Consider the following 16,837-nt stretch of genomic DNA (forward strand, 5'->3'; position numbering starts at 1 on the left):
CCCGACGGTCCGGTTCTTGTATGGAGCGGCGCGACTTGGAGTGCGCTGCACAATGGCGCCTCGGAAAGCGATGCGATGACCAAATGGGTCTATCATTTCGGTGCGGGAGCCGCGGACGGCTCGGCCGCCCTGCGCGACCTTCTCGGCGGCAAGGGCGCCAATCTCGCCGAAATGGCCGCTCTCGGCCTGCCGGTGCCGCCCGGCTTCACCATCACCACCGAGGTTTGCACGCATTTCTACGCGAACGGCAAGACCTATCCCGCTGATCTCGAAGCGGAGGTCGAAGCGGCGCTGACCCGGCTCGGCGAGATCGCCGGCCACGCCTTCGGCGAGACGAACTGGCCGCTGCTGGTCTCGGTGCGCTCGGGCGCGCGCGCCTCCATGCCCGGCATGATGGACACGGTGCTGAACCTCGGACTCAACGACGAGACCGTCGAGGCCCTGGCGAAGATCGCCCGCAACGAGCGCTTCGCCTATGATTCCTATCGCCGCTTCATCGAGATGTACTCGACCGTCGTGCTCGGCCTCGAGCATCACGAGTTCGAGGACGCGCTCGAGGCTTACAAGGCGGCCCGGGGCCAGACGCTCGACACGGAGCTCACCGCCGAGGATTGGCGCAAGGTGGCCGCTCTGTTCAAGGAGATTGTCGAGAAAGCGACCTCCCGCCCCTTCCCGCAGGACGCGCGGCAGCAATTATGGGGCGCGATCGGCGCGGTGTTCTCGTCCTGGATGAATGCTCGCGCGATCATCTACCGGCAGCTGCACAATATTCCGGAGAATTGGGGCACGGCGGTCACTGTCCAGGCCATGGTGTTCGGCAATATGGACGATCAGTCGGCGACCGGCGTCGCCTTCACCCGCAATCCCTCGACCGGCGCGCGCGAACTCTATGGCGAGTTCCTGATCAATGCGCAGGGAGAGGATGTGGTCGCCGGCATTCGCACGCCGCAGTCGATCACCGAGGCGGCGCGCCGCGCCGGCGGGTCGGAGCGGCCGTCGATGGAGGCGGCCCTGCCGCAGATATTCGCCGAGTTCCGCGCCATCGCGCAGCGGCTGGAGACGCATTACCGCGACATGCAGGATATGGAGTTCACGGTCGAGCGCGGCCGGCTGTGGATGCTGCAGACCCGCGCCGGCAAGCGCACCGGGCCGGCGGCGCTGAAAATCGCCGTCGACCTGGCGACCGAGGGGCTGATCTCGCGCGAGGAAGCGATTTTGCGCATCGATCCGCTGTCGCTCGACCAATTGCTGCATCCGACCATCGACCCCGACGCCAAGCCGGCGATTCTCGCGAGCGGACTGCCCGCCTCCCCCGGCGCCGCGGCTGGTGAGATCGTGTTCGACGCCGCCGAGGCGGAGAAGCTCGCCGCCGCCGGGCGCAAGGTGATTCTCGTGCGCGTCGAGACGAGCCCGGAGGACATCGGCGGAATGCACGCCGCCGAGGGCATTCTGACGACGCGCGGCGGCATGACCTCGCATGCGGCGGTCGTCGCGCGCGGCATGGGCAAGCCCTGCGTCTGCGGCGTCGGCGCGATCCGCGTCAATTACGAGGAGCAGAGCTTCTCGGTCGCCGGCCGGCGCTTCTCCAAGGGCGATCTCATCACCATCGACGGCTCGGCCGGCCGTGTGATCGCCGGCGCCGTGACGATGCGCCAGCCCGAGCTCACCGGCGAGTTCGCGGTGCTGATGGGCTGGGCCGACAAGGCGCGGCGCATGCGCGTGCGCGCCAACGCCGAGACCGCGGCGGACACCCGCGCTGCGAGACGATTCGGCGCCGAAGGCGTCGGCCTCGCCCGCACCGAGCATATGTTCTTCGAGGGCGAGCGCATCGTCGCGGTGCGCGAGATGATCCTCGCCGACGATGCGGCGGGACGGCGCGCCGCCCTCGCCAAGCTGCTGCCGATGCAGCGCGCCGATTTCCAGGAATTGTTCGAGATCATGTCCGGCCTCCCGGTCACGATCCGCCTGCTCGATCCGCCGCTGCACGAGTTCCTGCCCCATTCGGACACCGAGATCGCCGAGGTCGCCCGCGCCATGGGCGCCGACCCGGCCAAGCTGCGCCAGCGCGCGCGCGAGCTCTCGGAGTTCAATCCGATGCTCGGCTTTCGCGGCGTGCGCCTCGCCGTCGCCTTCCCCGAGATCGTCGAGATGCAGGCGCGCGCCATTCTCGAGGCGGCCATCGCCGCCGCGGCCGTGACCGGCGTCGCCGCCACGGTCGAGATCATGGTTCCGCTCGTCTTCGGCCGGCCCGAGCTCGATTTCGTGCGCGCGCAAGTGGCGGCGACAGCCGCAGCAGTGACCGAGGAGACCGGCCTCACGCCCTCCTACAAAGTCGGCACGATGATCGAATTGCCGCGCGCCTGCCTGCGCGCCGGCGAGATCGCGCAGACGGCGGAGTTCTTCTCCTTCGGCACCAATGATCTGACGCAGACCGCGCTCGGCGTCTCGCGCGACGACGCCGGCGCCTTTCTCGGCGTCTATTCCCAAAAGGGCATTCTCCCCGCCGATCCTTTCGTGACCATCGATCAGGAGGGCGTCGGCGAATTGGTGCGCCTCGCCGCGACGCGCGCCCGCGCCGAACGGCCGGGCATCAAGCTCGGCATTTGCGGCGAGCATGGCGGCGATCCGGCCTCGATCGCCTTCTTCGAGAGCGTCGGCCTCGACTATATCTCCTGCTCGCCCTTCCGCGTGCCGATCGCCCGCCTCGCCGCGGCGCAGGCGGCGCTGGGGAAGACGGCGACGAGCACGGCTTGACGCGAAAAAACGAGCGCGACCGACAGCCGCGCTCGCTCGCATTTTTTTCTGCGCCCTACTTCGGCAGCGCCGCCGCGCAGGCCGGGGATAGCTCGCTCGAATGGCTGCGCAGGCAGGCGAGAATGCGGCCGCCGCCCGGCATGACGCCATTGCACAATTGCTGATAATCGTCGCGACAGGCTTTCTTCAGCGCCTCCTTCAAATCGGCGCGCTGGTCCTGCGCGCTCGCAAGGGGCGCATAGGCGGCGGCGAAGAGCGTTGCGATCAGGATGGTTCTACGGATCATCTTCTCAACTCCGATCATGCGATCAAATCGCGAAGCGGCGGTCATGGACGGACTCGGATGCAGGGCGGGCGGCGCCCGGCGGCGCGAAGAGCGCCGCGAGAACGCCGCGCCAGTCGCGCGCGGCGCGGGCGTCGGCGAGCATCGCCGGCCATTCTCCGAAGGCGATGCGCAGCGGATTATAGCTCGGCCGCGCGCCGACGAGCCCATATCGCATCGCCTCGCGCCGCGGGGCCTCGGCGAAAGTGCCGAACAGGCGATCGAACAGGATCAGCACGCCGCCGAAATTCTTGTCGAGGCAAGAATCGTTGGAGGCGTGATGAACGCGGTGATGCGCCGGCGTGTTCAGCACATGCTCGAGAAAGCCGAGCCGAGGGCCGAGCTCGGTATGAATGAAGAACTGATAGAGGAGGTTCAAGGTCAGCATTCCGACGATCGCGACCGGATGAAAGCCGATAAAGGCGAGCGGCAGAAAGAAGACAAAACCGCCCGAGACGCCGCCTGTCCAGCCGAGGCGCACCGCCGCGGTGTAATTGAGCCGGGTGGACGAATGATGGACGCAATGCGTCGCCCATAGCCAGCGCACGCGATGCGACGCACGATGATGCCAATAATAGAAGAACTCGACGCCGACGAAGAGCGCGACGAGCGCGAGCGCGCTCATCTGATCGAAGTCGAGCAGCCTGTGCTCATAGGCGAAGGCGAAGGGCCAGACGACGGCGAAGCCTTCGACGCCGCGCAGCAGTATGCGGCCGAACGCGACGCCGAGCGAGGCGGCGCTCTCGCGCAGATCGTGCTCATCGCGACGAGCATGGCGTGAGAACAGATATTCGAGCGTCATGAAGCCGATGGCCGCGGCGAGAATGATCATGCGCATTCGCAGATCGAGGGATGAGCTTTCGAGACTGAGCATAATGGGGCCTCGTGGAAGAGAATGAAGGGCGACGTCTCGCCGCGCTCGCTCGGGGCGTCCGTTCAACGGTAGACAGAGCGGGAATAGCCATAGGCGTAGCCGTGCGGGCCAACGCCGCGTCCCGAGACATTGCAGGCGCCGCCGCCGCAGGAGGCGGAGCCGGAGCGGCTCCATGCTGCTCCATGTGGACCGCGCACGCTGCGCGACCAGGAGCAGCCGCCACCCCCGCAGCTCATGGTTCGTCCGTAGGAGGCGCCGCGAGGGCCATGGGCGGAAACGGACCTCGTCCATGCCGCCGCATCGGAATCTGCGGCGAGGGAAAGAACGGCGGCGAGCGCCGATGCAACGACAAATCTCGGCATTTATCGAACTCCTCGTTTCACGCCATCGGCGCCGCTTCGCGTCGAAGGCCCGAGGAGAGTCGGCCGGCGATGTCGCGCGCCGATCACCAGGGAAAAGCATTTTGTCGTGATTTGTCGCCCATTTGTAACGATGCGTAACAGTCACGCCGCGCGTCTTGCTTCGCAACGGCGCAAGATCGACAGTGTCGCCATGAACGCTCCTGCGGCGAGGCTCCTCATGGTGGAGGACGATCCGGAAATCGGCCGGCTCGTCGGCGATTTTCTGCGGCGCGAGGGCTTCGAGCTCATCGTTGCGCCCGACGCCGCGGCGATGGATGCCGAGCTTTCGCGCGCGCGGCCCGATCTCGTGATCCTCGATCTGATGCTGCCCGGCGAGGACGGACTCTCCATCTGCCGGCGCCTGCGCGCCCGCGACACAATTCCGATCCTGATGCTGACGGCGAAGAGCGACGAGATCGACCGTGTCGTCGGGCTCGAAATGGGCGCCGACGATTATTTGACGAAGCCTTTCGGGCCACGCGAGTTGCTCGCCCGCGTGCGCGCGCTGCTGCGGCGTGCGCACGCCGCGCCGACCCGGCCGGCGAGTCGGCGCCTCGCCTTCGATCGCTTCATTCTCGATCTCGACGCGCGCGATTGCGAAACCATCGAGCCGCAGCGGAGCGAGATTGCGCTCACCAGCGCCGAATTCGATCTCCTCGCCTGTTTCGCGCAGCATCCACGCCGCGTGCTGACGCGCGACCAATTGCTCGACTGGACGCATGGGCGCGCCGCCGATCCGTTCGACCGCTCGATCGACATGCTGGTCTCGCGGCTGCGCAGAAAGCTCGACGCCGCCGGCGCGAGCGGCGATCTCATCGCAACCGTGCGCAACGGCGGCTATCTGCTCAGAGCCGAGGTCAGGAGAATCTGATGACGTCCCGCTTCACCATCGCCGCGCGCATCACGCTCATCGTCGTCATGAGCCTCGTGGCGGCGTGGATCGTCGGCATCGCCGTCTTCTATCGCTTCACCGCCGCGCAGAGCGCACGCGCACGACCCTCGGCCGAGCGCGTCGCCGCCGTCGTCGACCTCGTCGAGCGTGCGCCGCCGGCCGAGCGCGCGCTGGCGCTGCGGGCGATCGCCTCGCCGCAATTTTCGGCGCAGCTGCTCGCGGGCGAGTCGGCGCGCGCTCTGCCGGCCGATCCGCGCGTCGCCGAATTCATTCGCCGCGATTACGCAGCCGCGCTCGGCGATCGCTCGCTCGATCTCGTCTGGCGGCCGACGACGCCGCTCGGGCGCTTCGCCCCTCGCCTCGCTGGCGCGCTCACCAATGCGCTCGAATTTCGCATCGCCTTGCGCAGCGGCGAGACATTGCTCATCGACACGCGCGGCGCGCTGGTTCTCGCGCGCACCGGCCTGCCGATCGGACTCGGCGCCGGGCTGTTCGGCACTCTGGTGGCGCTCGGCGCGCTGATCGTGACGTATCGCGAGACCAAGCCGCTGGCGCGTCTCGCCGCCGCAGTCGATGCGATAGATCTTTCGGGGTCGCCGGCGCCGCTGCCGCAACCGCGCGGCAGGGCGCCCGAGGCGCGCGCGCTCATCGCCGCTTTCGAGCGGCTGCAGGCGCGGCTTTCCGCCCTGCTGCGGGCCCGGCTCGCGCTCGTCGGCGGCATATCGCATGATGTGCGCACTTTCGCCACGCGGCTGCGCCTGCGAGTCGAGCAGATCGCCGACGAGACCGAGCGTCGCCGCGCCATCGGCGACATAGAGGACATGATTCGCCTGCTCGACGACGCGCTGCTGTCGAGCCGCGCCGGCGCAGGCGAATTGACGCACGAAATGGTCGACATCGCGGCGCTCGTCGAAACGGAGATCGCGGACCGCCGCGAGCAGGACGCCGCCGTCGATCTTCGCGGCGCGCTTCCGGCGAGCGCGCCGATCGTGCTCGGGGACCGGCTGGCGCTTCGCCGCATCCTCGCCAACCTCGTCGACAATGCGCTGAAATACGGCCATGTCGCGCATGTCTCGCTGACGCCTCGCGCCGATGCGATCGAGATCGTGGTCGAGGACGAAGGGCCGGGAATACCGGAACCTCAGCGTGAGCTGATGCTGGAGCCGTTCAGCCGGCTCGAGGCCTCGCGCAGCCGCGGCGCCGGCGGCGCGGGGCTCGGCCTTTCGATCGTGCGCGCTGTGGCCGAGGCGCATGGCGGCGCGGTGGCGATCGGGCGCTCGGCGACGGGCGGCGGCCGCATCACGGTCGCGCTGCCCTTGTTCCAGATTTGACGAGCGAAATCCGGCCGCATGTTTCCCGTCTCTCGTCGGCGCCGGCCCCGTCGTTCCCGCTCTGGACAAACGCCCCTCCCCGCCCGCACATTGGCGTGATGCGACAAGCGCTCCATCATTTCCGCGTCGAGACGCGCGGCAAGGGCTTCTACGACGTCACGCGCTCCGTCTCGGCCTTTGCGCGCGAGCAGCGATTGACCACCGGCCTCCTCACCCTGTTCTGCCGGCACACCTCCGCCTCGCTGGTCATTCAGGAGAACGCCGACCCCGCCGTGCTGCGCGATCTAGAACGCGCCTTCTCCGGGTTGGCGCCGGAGGGAGAAGGGCTCTATGAGCACGACAGCGAAGGCGCCGACGACATGCCCGCCCATATTCGCGCCGCGCTGACGCAGACGCAGATCTCCATTCCGCTCTCCGGCGGCGCGCTCGCCCTCGGAACCTGGCAGGGCGTCTATCTCTTCGAGCACAGGCGCGGCGCGCACGTCCGCGAGATCGTCGCCCATCTCCTCGGCGAATGATCCATTCTGAGACGCGAATCGCGCAAGCCCTGTAACGGAGCCGCAAGCCTAACAAGCGATAGTTTCAGCGTCGAGCGTATCGGCGAGCGCTGTGGCTTTTGCGCCACGGAGCCACGCGGGAGTCTGCGTATGAGGCGTCGGTCGGGAGTGAGCTGGGCCATCGGCGTGATCGCGCCCTGGTGGCTGGGAACGGGTCTGCTGGTGTCCTTCACCGCCGACGCCGGCCAGCGGCCCGCGGATGGCTGGAGCCTCTCGCCCTTCGCCGCCCGCTCGTCCGCGCGCTCGCGCGTTCATATTGCGCGGCTCGAGATCGGCGCCCCCGACGATCTCGCCGAGCCGCCCGACGAGCGCGAGCCGCATGTCGTGCTCAAGCAGAATGTCCAGCGCTTTCCCGCGGTCAATCGCGCGCATAAGGGCGATCCGCTGATCGCGCTGCGGCCGAGCTTCGATTCGTGGAATGCGGACGGAGTCGAGACGGTGGCCTTGGCGCCCGGCGCCGATGGCGAATCGACGGTCGCCGCCTTCTCGCCCGGCGAAGACGGGCTCGGCGCCGACGACCCCGGCGCTCCGACCACGCAGCGCGGAGCCGGCCAGGCGTCGCCGCGGCAGCGCGGCTCGGCGACGACGCAGCGCGTCGTCTCCAACGAGGCCACCAAGGAGCGCGCCGCCCATGGCGCGACGCCGCAGACGCCGCGCGCCGCCGCGCTCGTTTCATCGACGCCGGCGCGGCGCGACGCTCTGCCGATCGAGGTCGCCTCCTTCTCGCATGCGACGCTCACGCCCGCGACGCCGGCGCGCCCGGATTACGCGGCGCTCATCGACCCCGCCAAGCTCGAGCGCGAGAAGCGTTGCCTCGCCGAGGCGGTCTATTTCGAGGCGCGCAGCGAGCCCGAAGCGGGACAGGCGGCGGTCGCGCAAGTGGTGCTGAACCGTGTTTCCTCGGGCCTCTATCCTGCGAGCGTCTGCGGCGTCGTCTATCAGAACCGCACCCATTACAAGGCCTGCCAATTCTCCTTCGCCTGCGAAGGCCGCAGGCTGCGCATCAATGAGCCGGAAGCCTGGGCGAGCGCGACACGCATCGCCGACGAGGTCATGACCGGCGAGACCTATCTCTCCGACGTCGGCCGCTCGACGCATTACCACGCCAATTATGTGAAGCCGCGCTGGGCGAAAGCGTTGAAGCGAACGGATCGGATCGGCAATCATATCTTCTATCGACTGCGCCCGGGACAGACGTGAGGCGCGCGCGCAACGGCCGTCTCTCAGAGCGCTATCTGATCCAATTGGATCAGATAGAGCGCATTCTGATCGATCGAACGATTCCGTTCGATCGGAAAGCGCTCTAGAGATTGCGGAACGCCTCCCGGCCCACGGTCGTTGACCGACAAAGCGCCGAGGCCGCCATGGTCAAAATCGAGCTGGAACGAAGAAACGCGGAAATCGTCCTCGAGATTCTCGAATACCGCCTCGAAACCATCCATGAGCTCGAGGGGCGGGACGGCGCGAGCCTGAATATGCATCTGCAACGCGAGAAAGACGCCATTGTCCCCACCATCGTGGCGATCGAGGCCAGCCTGAAAGCGGCCCCCCACCAATAGCTCCCTCGCCCCCTCCGGCTTTCGCCTTGGAACGCCCTAGATAAGAGGAAGGCGTTCCGCCCGAGGGAGGTTCTCATGCCGTCCGAAAATGACAGCGGCGATGTCCGCGAGGCCGTCGGCGTGTTCGACACGGCCGACGCGCTGCAGGCCGCGATCGACGAATTGCAGACATCGGGATTCGATCGCGCCGACATCAGCCTGATGACCAGCGAGCATGTCGTCGAGGAGAAGCTCGGCCACCGCTACAAGAAAGTCTCGGAGATGGAGGACGACGCCAATGTCCCGCGCACTTTCTATGTCGCGCCCGAATCCATCGGCGAGGCGCAGGGCGCGCTGGTCGGGGGGCTGTTCTATGTCGGCGCGGTCGGAGCGGCAGGGCTGATCCTCGCGTCCGGCGGCACGATGGCCGCTGCGATCCTCGCCGCGACCGCCGCGGGCGGAGCGGGCGGCGTCATCGGCGCTGTGCTCGGCAAGCTGATCGGCGATCGTCATGCGCAGACGCTGCAGGAGCAGCTCGACCGCGGCGGATTGCTGCTCTGGGTGCGCGCCTGGGACGAGGATCACGAGAAGCGGGCGCTCGACATCATGACCCGGCACTCGGGCCATGACGTCCATGTGCATGGCTCGCCGGCTGGGTGACGCGGCTCAGGTCGACTCGCGCCGCTTTTCCGTATGCGATGTCCACCAGAGCGACGCGCCGACGAAGCCGGCGAAGACCACGCCGATCACCAGCACCGTCATCATCAGCGCCGATTGCTGAATCCAGGCGACCACCGGGACGGCCACCGCCAGAACGACGCCGACGACGCAGATCTGCCAGGCTTCGGCATGAATGCCGGCGAGCACGGTGGCGAGCGCCAGAATCGCCATCAGAGTGAGGCCGGCGGCGTTGGTGTTCATCACGTCGCGCACCTGCGGCAGATAGACGACATACATCGTCAGCAGGACCGCGAACCAATGCGCCGCCTGGCTCCAAACCAGCCGCACGCGCTCCTCGCGCGAGTTGGCGTGGCGCCATCCCGCATAAATGCAGGTGATGCAATAGACCGGGGCCAGCGCTTCCCAATAGAGCGGCGTCAGCTCGCCTGTGAAGGTGGCGACGCCGATGCCGAGGAAGGCCGCCGTCAACATGATGATATAAGGCAGATCGATCTTCAGCACCCGCAGGAACAGAACCGGCGGCGGCTGCGTTACGACCTCCTCGATCTCCTCCTCGACCTTCTCGATCCAGCTCTCTTCCGGCGCCGGCTCCAACGCATCCTGCGGATGCTTGTCCCCATCCTGCGGCGGCTTCGCGGGCACGCCGTCGTGCGGGATCGGCGGGCGGTCATTGCTCATGGGTGGCTCTCCCTCTCGCAGGGCCGGCGGCGACGGCTCCGACAACGGCCGCGAGACTCGGTCGATAGGGCGCAGACCATGCCCAAAGGCGCGGCGAACGTCAATTTTTCGTCGCCGCCCTTCGCCCTCACTGCATTCCCACCATGGCCATGACGCCTTTCACATTGGTCACATTGTCGCGAATCATGTTGTCGCCGGCGCTCTCCAACATCGGCGTCGCGCCGAAGCGAACGACCCTGGTCTTATTCTCGGCGACGAAGGAATGGGAAAGAACGATCTTGCTGTTCGCCCCAGCGGAAATACTGGTCTCGCTGTTGGCCGCCGATCTGTCGGCGATGGACACGTGATTGCTCCACCGACCTCGACGCCCACCCATTTCGCATTGCTGATCGAGACCCGATCGATTCGTCCATCGGCGGGCGACGCCGAAACGCCGGCCCAGCCGGAATCGGACATGATCGCGCCGCCCGCATCAGCCGAGCGACACAGCCCATTCACATTTCTGTTGGAAGAGTGGCTCCCCGAGCAGGACTCGAACCTGCGACCCAGCGATTAACAGTCGCTTGCTCTACCGGCTGAGCTATCGGGGAACGGTGGCCGCGATATAGCCGCTCGGCGTCGCCTTGCCAAGCCCTCATCGACAGGCATCGCGACTTCTCTTCGGCGCATTCGGCGCCGCCGGGCCGTCTGTCGCGCGGCCGTCTTGACAATGCGGCGCGCCTTCGTATGGTGCGCGCAATTCGCCGCCGGGTTCGGGTTGAATCGGGACCGGAGCGACCAGTCCCCTCGACATGCAGGACCGAACCCGATGGCAAAATCCGCCATGATCAAGATCAAGCTCCTGTCGACCGCCGACACGGGCACGTTCTACGTCACCAAGAAGAATGCGCGCACCAAGACCGAGAAGCTCGTGTTCAAGAAATACGACCCGGTCGTGCGCAAGCATGTCGAGTTCAAGGAAACCAAGATCAAGTGACGCATCCGTAGCGGTGTTGCGAAACGCCCCCGAAGCCCTGTGGCTTGCGGGGGCGTTTCGCGTCATGGCACTGCAAAGCGCGACTTGCCCGATCGTCGCCTCCCGGCGTCAAGGCGCAAAGAAACGCGCCTTTGGAGCCTCGCTGTCGAGACAATGCGGGAGCGTCGCGAAGGGAAGTCGTCGAGAATCCGACCAGCGGCTCTGCATTGCTTCGTCGCGTCGCTCCTCCAACGACGGCCGCGTGTCGAGCGAAGCAATCCAGAGCCGCGGACCGTTCGCTGAACGTTTTCCTCACCGCAAAAGCGGCGCATAGCGAAGGGAACCGTCGCGCAGCCGATCACGGCGAGCGCTTCGGCGACACCGAGCCAACGTGAAGGCTCGCTCCGCCCAGTGGCGGAACTTTTCATCTCGGGTGGAACGTCTCCCTCTCTAGAGCGACTGCTTCGCTCTTCCAGCCTTCGTTCGGGAGAGAAACGAAGGCGGCCGACTGACGCTGGCTTTAAGGAGGCCACTCCAACCAACGCCAGCCGGCCAACCCCACGGACCCAGGAGATGCGGCGGACCTGAGCACTCCGCAGGGTATTCGAAGTTGTTTGCCGATACGCATCGAACGCACTGTCACGCCACGGGCTTTTATTCTTCTCGACCGCTGACGCCGCCAGACGCGCACCTCGTTTTGGCAGAGATGAGGTTAGCTCAGCCGCATAAAAATGCAACCTTCCAGCAAGATTTTCTACAAAATTCCACACGCCGACATAAAATCAGTCACTTGCGGAGAGGGTCCGACGGCTTCGACGAGGCGCGGCGGCCGAGCGCGGGCGTCGCCGCTGCGTCGCGCCGCAGATTCGCCCTTTGCTCGCACTGGCGCTTTGTGGCAAATCGGCCGGGCCGGAGCCGCGACAACGACGACCGCCGGCAAAAAAAGCAGCGCTGCGAGGGCGCGGGAGGAAAGTTCGATGACGATGAGAGTCCTTCTCTTGGCGGTCACGGCGGCTGCGACGATCGCGCTCGGCGGTTGCAGCGGCGGTCGGGAGCCCGGCGACGCCGTCGGCGCCAAGGTGCTGCGCAATCTTCTCTCCAAGCAGGATGTCGGCGCCAAGCTGATCGCGTTCAAGAAGGTCGACGGACGCGACGTCAAGACGCCGAGCGCCGAGGCCTATGAGCTCTGGTACGAGGCGGAGGTGCAATTCCCCGAGGACTACGAGGCGCATTGCGCCGATGAGAAGCTGCGCGGCCGCTGCGCCTATCTCGGCCTCGCCCAGGATCAGAGCTTCAAGAAGGGCGAGGTGCTGAAGAGCGAGGGCACGCTGCATTTCGTTCGCTCCGACAAGGGCTGGGTCGGCGAGGATCAGAACGCCTATTGACGCCGTGCGCGACGAGCGCTCCAGCGAAGGCCGGCTTCGGCCTTCGCTCGATGTGGAGATGCGTTGGATGACGAATAAGCCGAAAATCGCCTATCAGGGGGAACCCGGCGCCAATTCCGACATCGCCTGCCGCGACGCCTATCCGCAGCTCGAGCCTTTGCCCTGCGCCAGCTTCGAGGACGCCTTCGCCGCCGTCACCGACGGCGTCGCCGCGTTCGGCATGATTCCGATCGAGAATTCGATCGCTGGCCGCGTGGCCGACATCCATCATTTCCTGCCCAATTCCGGCCTGCACATCATCGGCGAATATTTTTTGCCGATTCATTTTCAGCTGATGGCGCCGCGCGGCGCGACCCGTGAGAGCCTGCGCAGCGTCTACAGCCATGTGCATGCGCTCGGCCAGTGCCGCCGCGCCATCCGCGAGCTCGGCCTCGCCGCCCACACCGCCGGCGACACCGCCGGCGCCGCGCGCGAGATCGCCGAGTGGAACGACGCGAGCAAGGCGGCGCTGGCGCCGCGCCTCGCCGCCGACATCTACGGCCTCGACATCATCGCCGAGAATGTCGAGGACGCGGCGCACAACACCACGCGATTCGTGGTTTTGTCGAAGACGCCGCAATGGCCGGCGCCGAACAACGGCCCGACCATGACGAGCTTCGTGTTCCGCGTGCGCAATGTGCCGGCGGCGCTCTACAAGGCGCTCGGCGGCTTCGCCACCAATGGCGTCAACATGACGAAGCTCGAGAGCTATATGGTCGACGGCGAGTTCGCGGCGACGCGCTTCCTCGCCGATGTCGACGGCCATCCCGACGAGCCGGCGCTCGCCCGCGCGCTCGAGGAGCTGCGCTTCTTCTCCAAGGAGCTCGAGATCATCGGCGTCTATCCCGCACATCGCTTCCGGCTGGAGATGAAGCGGCCGTTCGAACACGGCGATTGATTCGGCGGCAGGGATCGATCGAACGAATCCGTTCGATCGGAAATTTTTCGAGCACAGATATTCTGATATGCGCCAACGGAAGCCGGCTCGTCATTGCGAACGCAGCGAAGCAATCTAGAGCCGTGCCCCTCGTCGCTGCGGTCCTCGCGATGGCGACCGCCCTATCGTTGTGCTTGTTTGTGACGCAGGAGTCCTAACCGACCCGCCCCGGCGTCACCCGCAATAGATCGGCGCGGCCAGTGAGCGAATCGAAGACGCGCGGGTCGGCGCCCGTCATCCACACCTGTCCGCCGATGCGCGCCAGCGCCTCGAACAGAGCCTCGCGGCGCAATGCGTCGAAATGGGCGGCGATCTCGTCCAGCAACAGCAGCGGCGCCGTCCCGGTCGTCGCCGCGACGAGGCGCGCATGCGCGAGCACCAAGCCGGTCAGCAGCGCCTTCTGCTCGCCCGTGGAGCAGGCGCGAGCCGCCTCGTCCTTGGGACCGTGGCGCACGAGAAGATCGCTCGCCTGCGGCCCGCTCAGCGTGCGGCCGGCGGCGGCGTCGCGGCGGCGCATGGCCGCTAGCACGGAGCGGTAATGATCCTCGACGCGCAGCGCCGGCTCCTCGCCGACTAAGCGCTCAAGCTCGCCGTCGATCGACAGCTCGGCGAAGGGAAAGGGCGAGGCGTCGTCGCGCTCGGCCGCGATCAGAGCGCGCAGGCGCTCCACCGTGTCGCGCCGCGCCGCGGCGACGGCGACGGCGAGCGCCGCGATCTCGCGCTCCGCCGCCGTGAGCCAGCGGCTGTCCGCCTGCTCCTCAGCGAGCAGGCGATTGCGGTTGCGCAAGGCCCGCTCGAGGCGCGCCGCGCGCGCGCCATGCTCGGCGTCGACGCTCATCGTCAGCCGATCGAGGAAACGGCGCCGATCGCCCGCCGATCCGGCGAAGAGTCCGTCCATCGCCGGCGTCAGCCATAGCGGCCGCAGATGATCGGCGAAAGCGCGCGCGGAGGAGACCGGAACGCGATCGATGCGGAAGCGGCGCGCGGGAGTCTCGCCGGGCGCGCCGATCTCGAAGCCGTGCCCGAGCTGCATGAGACGGTCGTCGCTGTCGAGATCGATCGAGACTGCGAAGCCCCCCGCCCCCTGGCGCCGCGCGCATTCGGCGATCTCGGCGCCGCGCAGCCCGCGGCCGGGAGAAAACAGCGACAGAGCCTCGAGGATGTTGGTCTTGCCGGCGCCGTTCTCGCCGGTCAGCGCGACGAGCGGCGACAGGATCGCGATATCGAGCGCGGCGTAGGAACGGAAATCGGCGAGCCGCAGCCGGCGCACGCGTGGGGCGAGGGGCGGATCGGCGCTGATCATCGAGCCTGCAATATCACGTCGGCGACCCGAGCCGGACGATAGGTGCAAAAAAACCGCCGCCGGACGGGTGGCGTCCAGCGGCGGCCGATTCGCTTCCGCTATGCGGACGTCAGATCCTTACTGAACCTGCAGAACCTTGTCGCCATAAGCGACGCAATCGCACTTCTGGAAGCAAGCGGCGGAGTCCGCCTTGAGCTTCGCCATGTTGGAGCTGTAGTGCTGCTTGCCGCTGATCCAGCCGTCCTCGCACTTCTCCGAGCACTTCGCCTGCTTGTCCACATCCACGTCGGCCTTCTTGGGGTCGCATTCCGCGAAAGCGGCGCCGGAAGCCCCGACGAACAGAGCGGCGGCGGCGATAAGGGCGTAGAATTTCATCTCTGTCTTCCCTCTTCTTCTCTTGACTTCATTCTTGCTTTTCGACGCCGGCGTTCCACCCTTGTCAGCGTGACCTCGGCGTCGTCGATCCTCTAGAAATCCTTCGCTTCTGGCAAGCGCGGCGGAGCGGCGTCGGACCTTGGGTCTTGCGCCGTGCGCCGAACGGACAGCCAAATCGTTCTCGTGCGAGGCCTCGCGCCGGTCGCGGTCGTCGGGCTCGACGCACGAACAGTCGGGACCCGCCGAGTGCGAAAGCCGAAGCCGTGTTTCCACGAAAGCCGCAGCCGCCGTCGCCGGGACGCGAATTCTTCCTTCCCTCTTCTCTTCGGGGGTTCGACCCTTCTTCTTGTTCTCGGGCGCGTTGCCCCGTGGGGCAAATAGGCCGTTCTCTACGGAGCTGTCAACAATAGACGACAGTTTCGTTACGCGCGTCTCGCGAGCGGCTCGAAGTCCTGCAATGCAACGCGCTGTCGAGGCCGACGATCAGAAGGGAATGTCGTCGTCCAGCTGATCGGAGAGGCGGCCGCCGCCGGCCGGAGCGGGCGCGGGCGCGCGGTCGCCGGACGAGCGCTCCATCGGCGAGGAGCGTCCGAAACTGGAGCCGCCGCCGCTGCTCGATCCATAGCCCCCGCCGCCGCCTTCATAATCACCGGCGCCGGCGCCGCCGCCGCGACTGTCGAGCAGCGCCAGCTCGCCGCGGAAGCGCTGCAGAACGACATCGGTCGCGCGGCGCTGAATCCCATCCTTGTCCTGATATTCGCGCGTCTGCAGCTGGCCCTCGAGATAGATCTTGGAGCCCTTGCGGCAGTACTGCTCGGCGATCTTCGCGAGATTCTCGTTGAAGATCGACACATTGTGCCATTCGGTGCGCTCGCGCCGCTCGCCGGTGTTGCGATCCCGCCAGCTTTCCGACGTCGCCACCGAGAAGGAGACGACGCGGTCGCCGGAAGGAAGCGTGCGCACCTCCGGATCACGCCCCAGATTGCCGACCAGGATCACCTTGTTGACGCTGCCCGCCATCGCCTTCTCCCTTCAGAACCCGGCTACTTTAATTCGAACCAATGGACGCCGGCGGATATAGGTTCCGTTGTCCACAGTAAAGCGCCCGCTTATGTTCTATTTTCGTTCTAGCAGCACGCCGCCCCTCGCGCAAGCGGACCGCGCCGCGCTTTCGCCGGGAGCTCTGTCGCGCGAAGCTCTCGCGGGCGCGCTCGCAATGCGCTAGAATCTTATCCGATCCGATTGGATCGGATAAGATTCTAGCGCTCTTTCGCTCGAGCGAATTCTGATCGATCGAACGATTCCGTTCGATCGGAAAGCGCTCTAGAACGACCCATCGCAACGGGCCACTCTCATGCCGCTCTATTTCGCCTATGGCGCCAATATGGACACGGCCGCGATGGCGCGGCGCTGCCCGCGCTCGCGCCCGCTCGGCCGCGCCCGGCTCGCCCGTCATCGCTTCGTGGTGCTGGAGACCGGCTTCGCCGGCGTGATGCGCGACAATCGCGCCGATGTTCATGGTCTTCTATGGGATCTCTCCCTCGCCGATGCGCCGGCGCTCGACCGCTATGAGGATGTGGCGCGCGGCCTCTATCGAAAGCTCGTGCTGCCGGTGCTGCGCGAGCGCGCGGCCGGCTCGGTCCATGCGCTCGTCTATGTCGGCGCCGCGACGCGTGAAGGCGCGCCGGCGCCGGGCTATATGGAGAGCGTCGCCGCCGCCGCCCACGCGGCGGCGCTGCCCGCCGCCTATGTCGCTCATCTCGACAGCCTCGTCCCTCGCGCGCCCCTTCGCGGCGCGTCTTCGTGAGCCGCGCC

The 16,837-nt window shown here is 66.9% G+C and carries 19 protein-coding genes and 1 tRNA gene; 11 read left to right on the top strand and 9 right to left on the bottom strand.

Features of this window, described 5'->3' with window-relative positions; translation table 11 throughout:
- Positions 1–75: 75 nt before the first annotated feature.
- A complete protein-coding gene (gene ppdK, locus CQW49_RS04525; RefSeq protein WP_003612901.1) occupies positions 76–2,754 on the top strand; it encodes a pyruvate, phosphate dikinase in 2,679 nt (892 codons plus the stop codon).
- A gap of 55 nt (positions 2,755–2,809) precedes the next feature.
- Here the strand turns inward: ppdK and CQW49_RS04530 are convergent, their stop codons facing one another.
- The 3 genes from CQW49_RS04530 to CQW49_RS24350 form a co-directional block, all read right to left on the bottom strand.
- Positions 2,810–3,040 carry a cysteine rich repeat-containing protein gene (locus tag CQW49_RS04530; RefSeq protein ID WP_003612900.1) on the bottom strand — a complete coding sequence of 77 codons (231 nt, stop codon included), beginning with the start codon at positions 3,038–3,040 and terminating at the stop codon, positions 2,810–2,812.
- 22 nt (positions 3,041–3,062) lie between these two features.
- Positions 3,063–3,950, bottom strand: a complete 888-nt coding sequence (locus tag CQW49_RS04535; RefSeq protein ID WP_003612899.1) for a sterol desaturase family protein — start codon at positions 3,948–3,950, stop codon at positions 3,063–3,065.
- A gap of 62 nt (positions 3,951–4,012) precedes the next feature.
- Positions 4,013–4,312 carry a hypothetical protein gene (locus CQW49_RS24350; RefSeq protein WP_003612898.1) on the bottom strand — a complete coding sequence of 100 codons (300 nt, stop codon included), beginning with the start codon at positions 4,310–4,312 and terminating at the stop codon, positions 4,013–4,015.
- A 190-nt stretch (positions 4,313–4,502) separates the two neighbouring features.
- On the opposite strand from CQW49_RS24350, the gene CQW49_RS04540 reads away from it, so the two are divergent.
- The 6 genes from CQW49_RS04540 to CQW49_RS04565 all read left to right on the top strand — a co-directional run bounded on the left by CQW49_RS04540 (position 4,503) and on the right by CQW49_RS04565 (position 9,329).
- Positions 4,503–5,222 (top strand): response regulator, encoded by a 720-nt coding sequence (locus CQW49_RS04540; protein ID WP_024749995.1) that lies wholly within the window; start codon positions 4,503–4,505, stop codon positions 5,220–5,222.
- On the top strand, positions 5,222–6,574 hold the full coding sequence (locus CQW49_RS04545; RefSeq protein WP_003612896.1) for a sensor histidine kinase: 1,353 nt from the start codon (positions 5,222–5,224) through the stop codon (positions 6,572–6,574). Before CQW49_RS04540 ends, CQW49_RS04545 begins: the two co-directional genes overlap by 1 nt.
- Before the next feature lie 98 nt (positions 6,575–6,672).
- Positions 6,673–7,092, top strand: coding sequence for a secondary thiamine-phosphate synthase enzyme YjbQ (locus tag CQW49_RS04550; RefSeq protein WP_003612895.1), 420 nt, complete (start codon positions 6,673–6,675; stop codon positions 7,090–7,092).
- Between the two features lie 129 nt (positions 7,093–7,221).
- Entirely contained in the window at positions 7,222–8,331 is a 1,110-nt protein-coding gene (locus tag CQW49_RS04555) for a cell wall hydrolase (protein ID WP_003612894.1), read from the top strand.
- 164 nt (positions 8,332–8,495) lie between these two features.
- Positions 8,496–8,690, top strand: coding sequence for a hypothetical protein (locus CQW49_RS24355; protein WP_003612893.1), 195 nt, complete (start codon positions 8,496–8,498; stop codon positions 8,688–8,690).
- 75 nt (positions 8,691–8,765) lie between these two features.
- The gene (locus CQW49_RS04565) at positions 8,766–9,329 is read left to right on the top strand and encodes a hypothetical protein (RefSeq protein ID WP_003612891.1); all 564 of its coding nucleotides are present in this window, start codon (positions 8,766–8,768) and stop codon (positions 9,327–9,329) included.
- A 6-nt stretch (positions 9,330–9,335) separates the two neighbouring features.
- Here the strand turns inward: CQW49_RS04565 and CQW49_RS04570 are convergent, their stop codons facing one another.
- From CQW49_RS04570 to CQW49_RS04580, 3 genes are all read right to left on the bottom strand, one after another.
- A complete protein-coding gene (locus CQW49_RS04570; protein WP_003612889.1) occupies positions 9,336–10,028 on the bottom strand; it encodes a hypothetical protein in 693 nt (230 codons plus the stop codon).
- A 127-nt stretch (positions 10,029–10,155) separates the two neighbouring features.
- Positions 10,156–10,371, bottom strand: coding sequence for a hypothetical protein (locus tag CQW49_RS04575; RefSeq protein ID WP_003612887.1), 216 nt, complete (start codon positions 10,369–10,371; stop codon positions 10,156–10,158).
- 171 nt (positions 10,372–10,542) lie between these two features.
- Positions 10,543–10,618, bottom strand: a tRNA-Asn gene (locus CQW49_RS04580).
- A gap of 218 nt (positions 10,619–10,836) precedes the next feature.
- Here CQW49_RS04580 and rpmG point away from each other — a divergent pair.
- The 3 genes from rpmG to CQW49_RS04595 all read left to right on the top strand — a co-directional run bounded on the left by rpmG (position 10,837) and on the right by CQW49_RS04595 (position 13,305).
- Positions 10,837–11,004 (top strand): 50S ribosomal protein L33, encoded by a 168-nt coding sequence (gene rpmG / locus CQW49_RS04585; protein ID WP_003612885.1) that lies wholly within the window; start codon positions 10,837–10,839, stop codon positions 11,002–11,004.
- A gap of 956 nt (positions 11,005–11,960) precedes the next feature.
- Positions 11,961–12,368: a hypothetical protein gene (locus CQW49_RS04590; protein WP_003612883.1), complete on the top strand. Its 408-nt coding sequence runs from the start codon at positions 11,961–11,963 to the stop codon at positions 12,366–12,368.
- A gap of 67 nt (positions 12,369–12,435) precedes the next feature.
- Positions 12,436–13,305 (top strand): prephenate dehydratase, encoded by an 870-nt coding sequence (locus CQW49_RS04595; RefSeq protein ID WP_003612881.1) that lies wholly within the window; start codon positions 12,436–12,438, stop codon positions 13,303–13,305.
- A 193-nt stretch (positions 13,306–13,498) separates the two neighbouring features.
- Here CQW49_RS04595 and recF read toward each other — a convergent pair whose 3' ends face one another.
- The 3 genes from recF to ssb form a co-directional block, all read right to left on the bottom strand.
- On the bottom strand, positions 13,499–14,647 hold the full coding sequence (gene recF / locus CQW49_RS04605) for a DNA replication/repair protein RecF (protein ID WP_003612879.1): 1,149 nt from the start codon (positions 14,645–14,647) through the stop codon (positions 13,499–13,501).
- Between the two features lie 117 nt (positions 14,648–14,764).
- Positions 14,765–15,022, bottom strand: a complete 258-nt coding sequence (locus CQW49_RS04610) for a hypothetical protein (RefSeq protein ID WP_003612877.1) — start codon at positions 15,020–15,022, stop codon at positions 14,765–14,767.
- Positions 15,023–15,505: 483 nt separating this feature from the next.
- Positions 15,506–16,042 carry a single-stranded DNA-binding protein gene (gene ssb / locus CQW49_RS04615; RefSeq protein ID WP_003612874.1) on the bottom strand — a complete coding sequence of 179 codons (537 nt, stop codon included), beginning with the start codon at positions 16,040–16,042 and terminating at the stop codon, positions 15,506–15,508.
- A gap of 334 nt (positions 16,043–16,376) precedes the next feature.
- Between ssb and CQW49_RS04620 the strand changes: the two genes are divergently transcribed.
- Positions 16,377–16,829 (top strand): gamma-glutamylcyclotransferase family protein, encoded by a 453-nt coding sequence (locus CQW49_RS04620; RefSeq protein WP_003612872.1) that lies wholly within the window; start codon positions 16,377–16,379, stop codon positions 16,827–16,829.
- The last annotated feature ends 8 nt before the right edge of the window (positions 16,830–16,837 follow it).

The organism is Methylosinus trichosporium OB3b (assembly GCF_002752655.1).
Classification (GTDB): domain Bacteria; phylum Pseudomonadota; class Alphaproteobacteria; order Rhizobiales; family Beijerinckiaceae; genus Methylosinus; species Methylosinus trichosporium.

What these genes read in the sequence shown, in the direction of transcription:
- ssb (WP_003612874.1), bottom strand. Translation starts at nt 16,042, where the DNA reads ATGGCGGGCAGCGTCAACAAGGTGATCCTGGTCGGCAATCTGGGGCGT.
- recF (WP_003612879.1), bottom strand. Translation starts at nt 14,647, where the DNA reads ATGATCAGCGCCGATCCGCCCCTCGCCCCACGCGTGCGCCGGCTGCGG.
- CQW49_RS04550 (WP_003612895.1), top strand. Translation starts at nt 6,673, where the DNA reads ATGCGACAAGCGCTCCATCATTTCCGCGTCGAGACGCGCGGCAAGGGC.
- CQW49_RS04620 (WP_003612872.1), top strand. Translation starts at nt 16,377, where the DNA reads ATGCCGCTCTATTTCGCCTATGGCGCCAATATGGACACGGCCGCGATG.
- CQW49_RS04535 (WP_003612899.1), bottom strand. Translation starts at nt 3,950, where the DNA reads ATGCTCAGTCTCGAAAGCTCATCCCTCGATCTGCGAATGCGCATGATC.
- rpmG (WP_003612885.1), top strand. Translation starts at nt 10,837, where the DNA reads ATGGCAAAATCCGCCATGATCAAGATCAAGCTCCTGTCGACCGCCGAC.
- CQW49_RS04565 (WP_003612891.1), top strand. Translation starts at nt 8,766, where the DNA reads ATGCCGTCCGAAAATGACAGCGGCGATGTCCGCGAGGCCGTCGGCGTG.
- CQW49_RS04530 (WP_003612900.1), bottom strand. Translation starts at nt 3,040, where the DNA reads ATGATCCGTAGAACCATCCTGATCGCAACGCTCTTCGCCGCCGCCTAT.
- CQW49_RS04590 (WP_003612883.1), top strand. Translation starts at nt 11,961, where the DNA reads ATGACGATGAGAGTCCTTCTCTTGGCGGTCACGGCGGCTGCGACGATC.
- CQW49_RS04610 (WP_003612877.1), bottom strand. Translation starts at nt 15,022, where the DNA reads ATGAAATTCTACGCCCTTATCGCCGCCGCCGCTCTGTTCGTCGGGGCT.
- CQW49_RS04570 (WP_003612889.1), bottom strand. Translation starts at nt 10,028, where the DNA reads ATGAGCAATGACCGCCCGCCGATCCCGCACGACGGCGTGCCCGCGAAG.
- CQW49_RS04555 (WP_003612894.1), top strand. Translation starts at nt 7,222, where the DNA reads ATGAGGCGTCGGTCGGGAGTGAGCTGGGCCATCGGCGTGATCGCGCCC.
- ppdK (WP_003612901.1), top strand. Translation starts at nt 76, where the DNA reads ATGACCAAATGGGTCTATCATTTCGGTGCGGGAGCCGCGGACGGCTCG.
- CQW49_RS04595 (WP_003612881.1), top strand. Translation starts at nt 12,436, where the DNA reads ATGACGAATAAGCCGAAAATCGCCTATCAGGGGGAACCCGGCGCCAAT.
- CQW49_RS24355 (WP_003612893.1), top strand. Translation starts at nt 8,496, where the DNA reads ATGGTCAAAATCGAGCTGGAACGAAGAAACGCGGAAATCGTCCTCGAG.
- CQW49_RS24350 (WP_003612898.1), bottom strand. Translation starts at nt 4,312, where the DNA reads ATGCCGAGATTTGTCGTTGCATCGGCGCTCGCCGCCGTTCTTTCCCTC.
- CQW49_RS04545 (WP_003612896.1), top strand. Translation starts at nt 5,222, where the DNA reads ATGACGTCCCGCTTCACCATCGCCGCGCGCATCACGCTCATCGTCGTC.
- CQW49_RS04540 (WP_024749995.1), top strand. Translation starts at nt 4,503, where the DNA reads ATGAACGCTCCTGCGGCGAGGCTCCTCATGGTGGAGGACGATCCGGAA.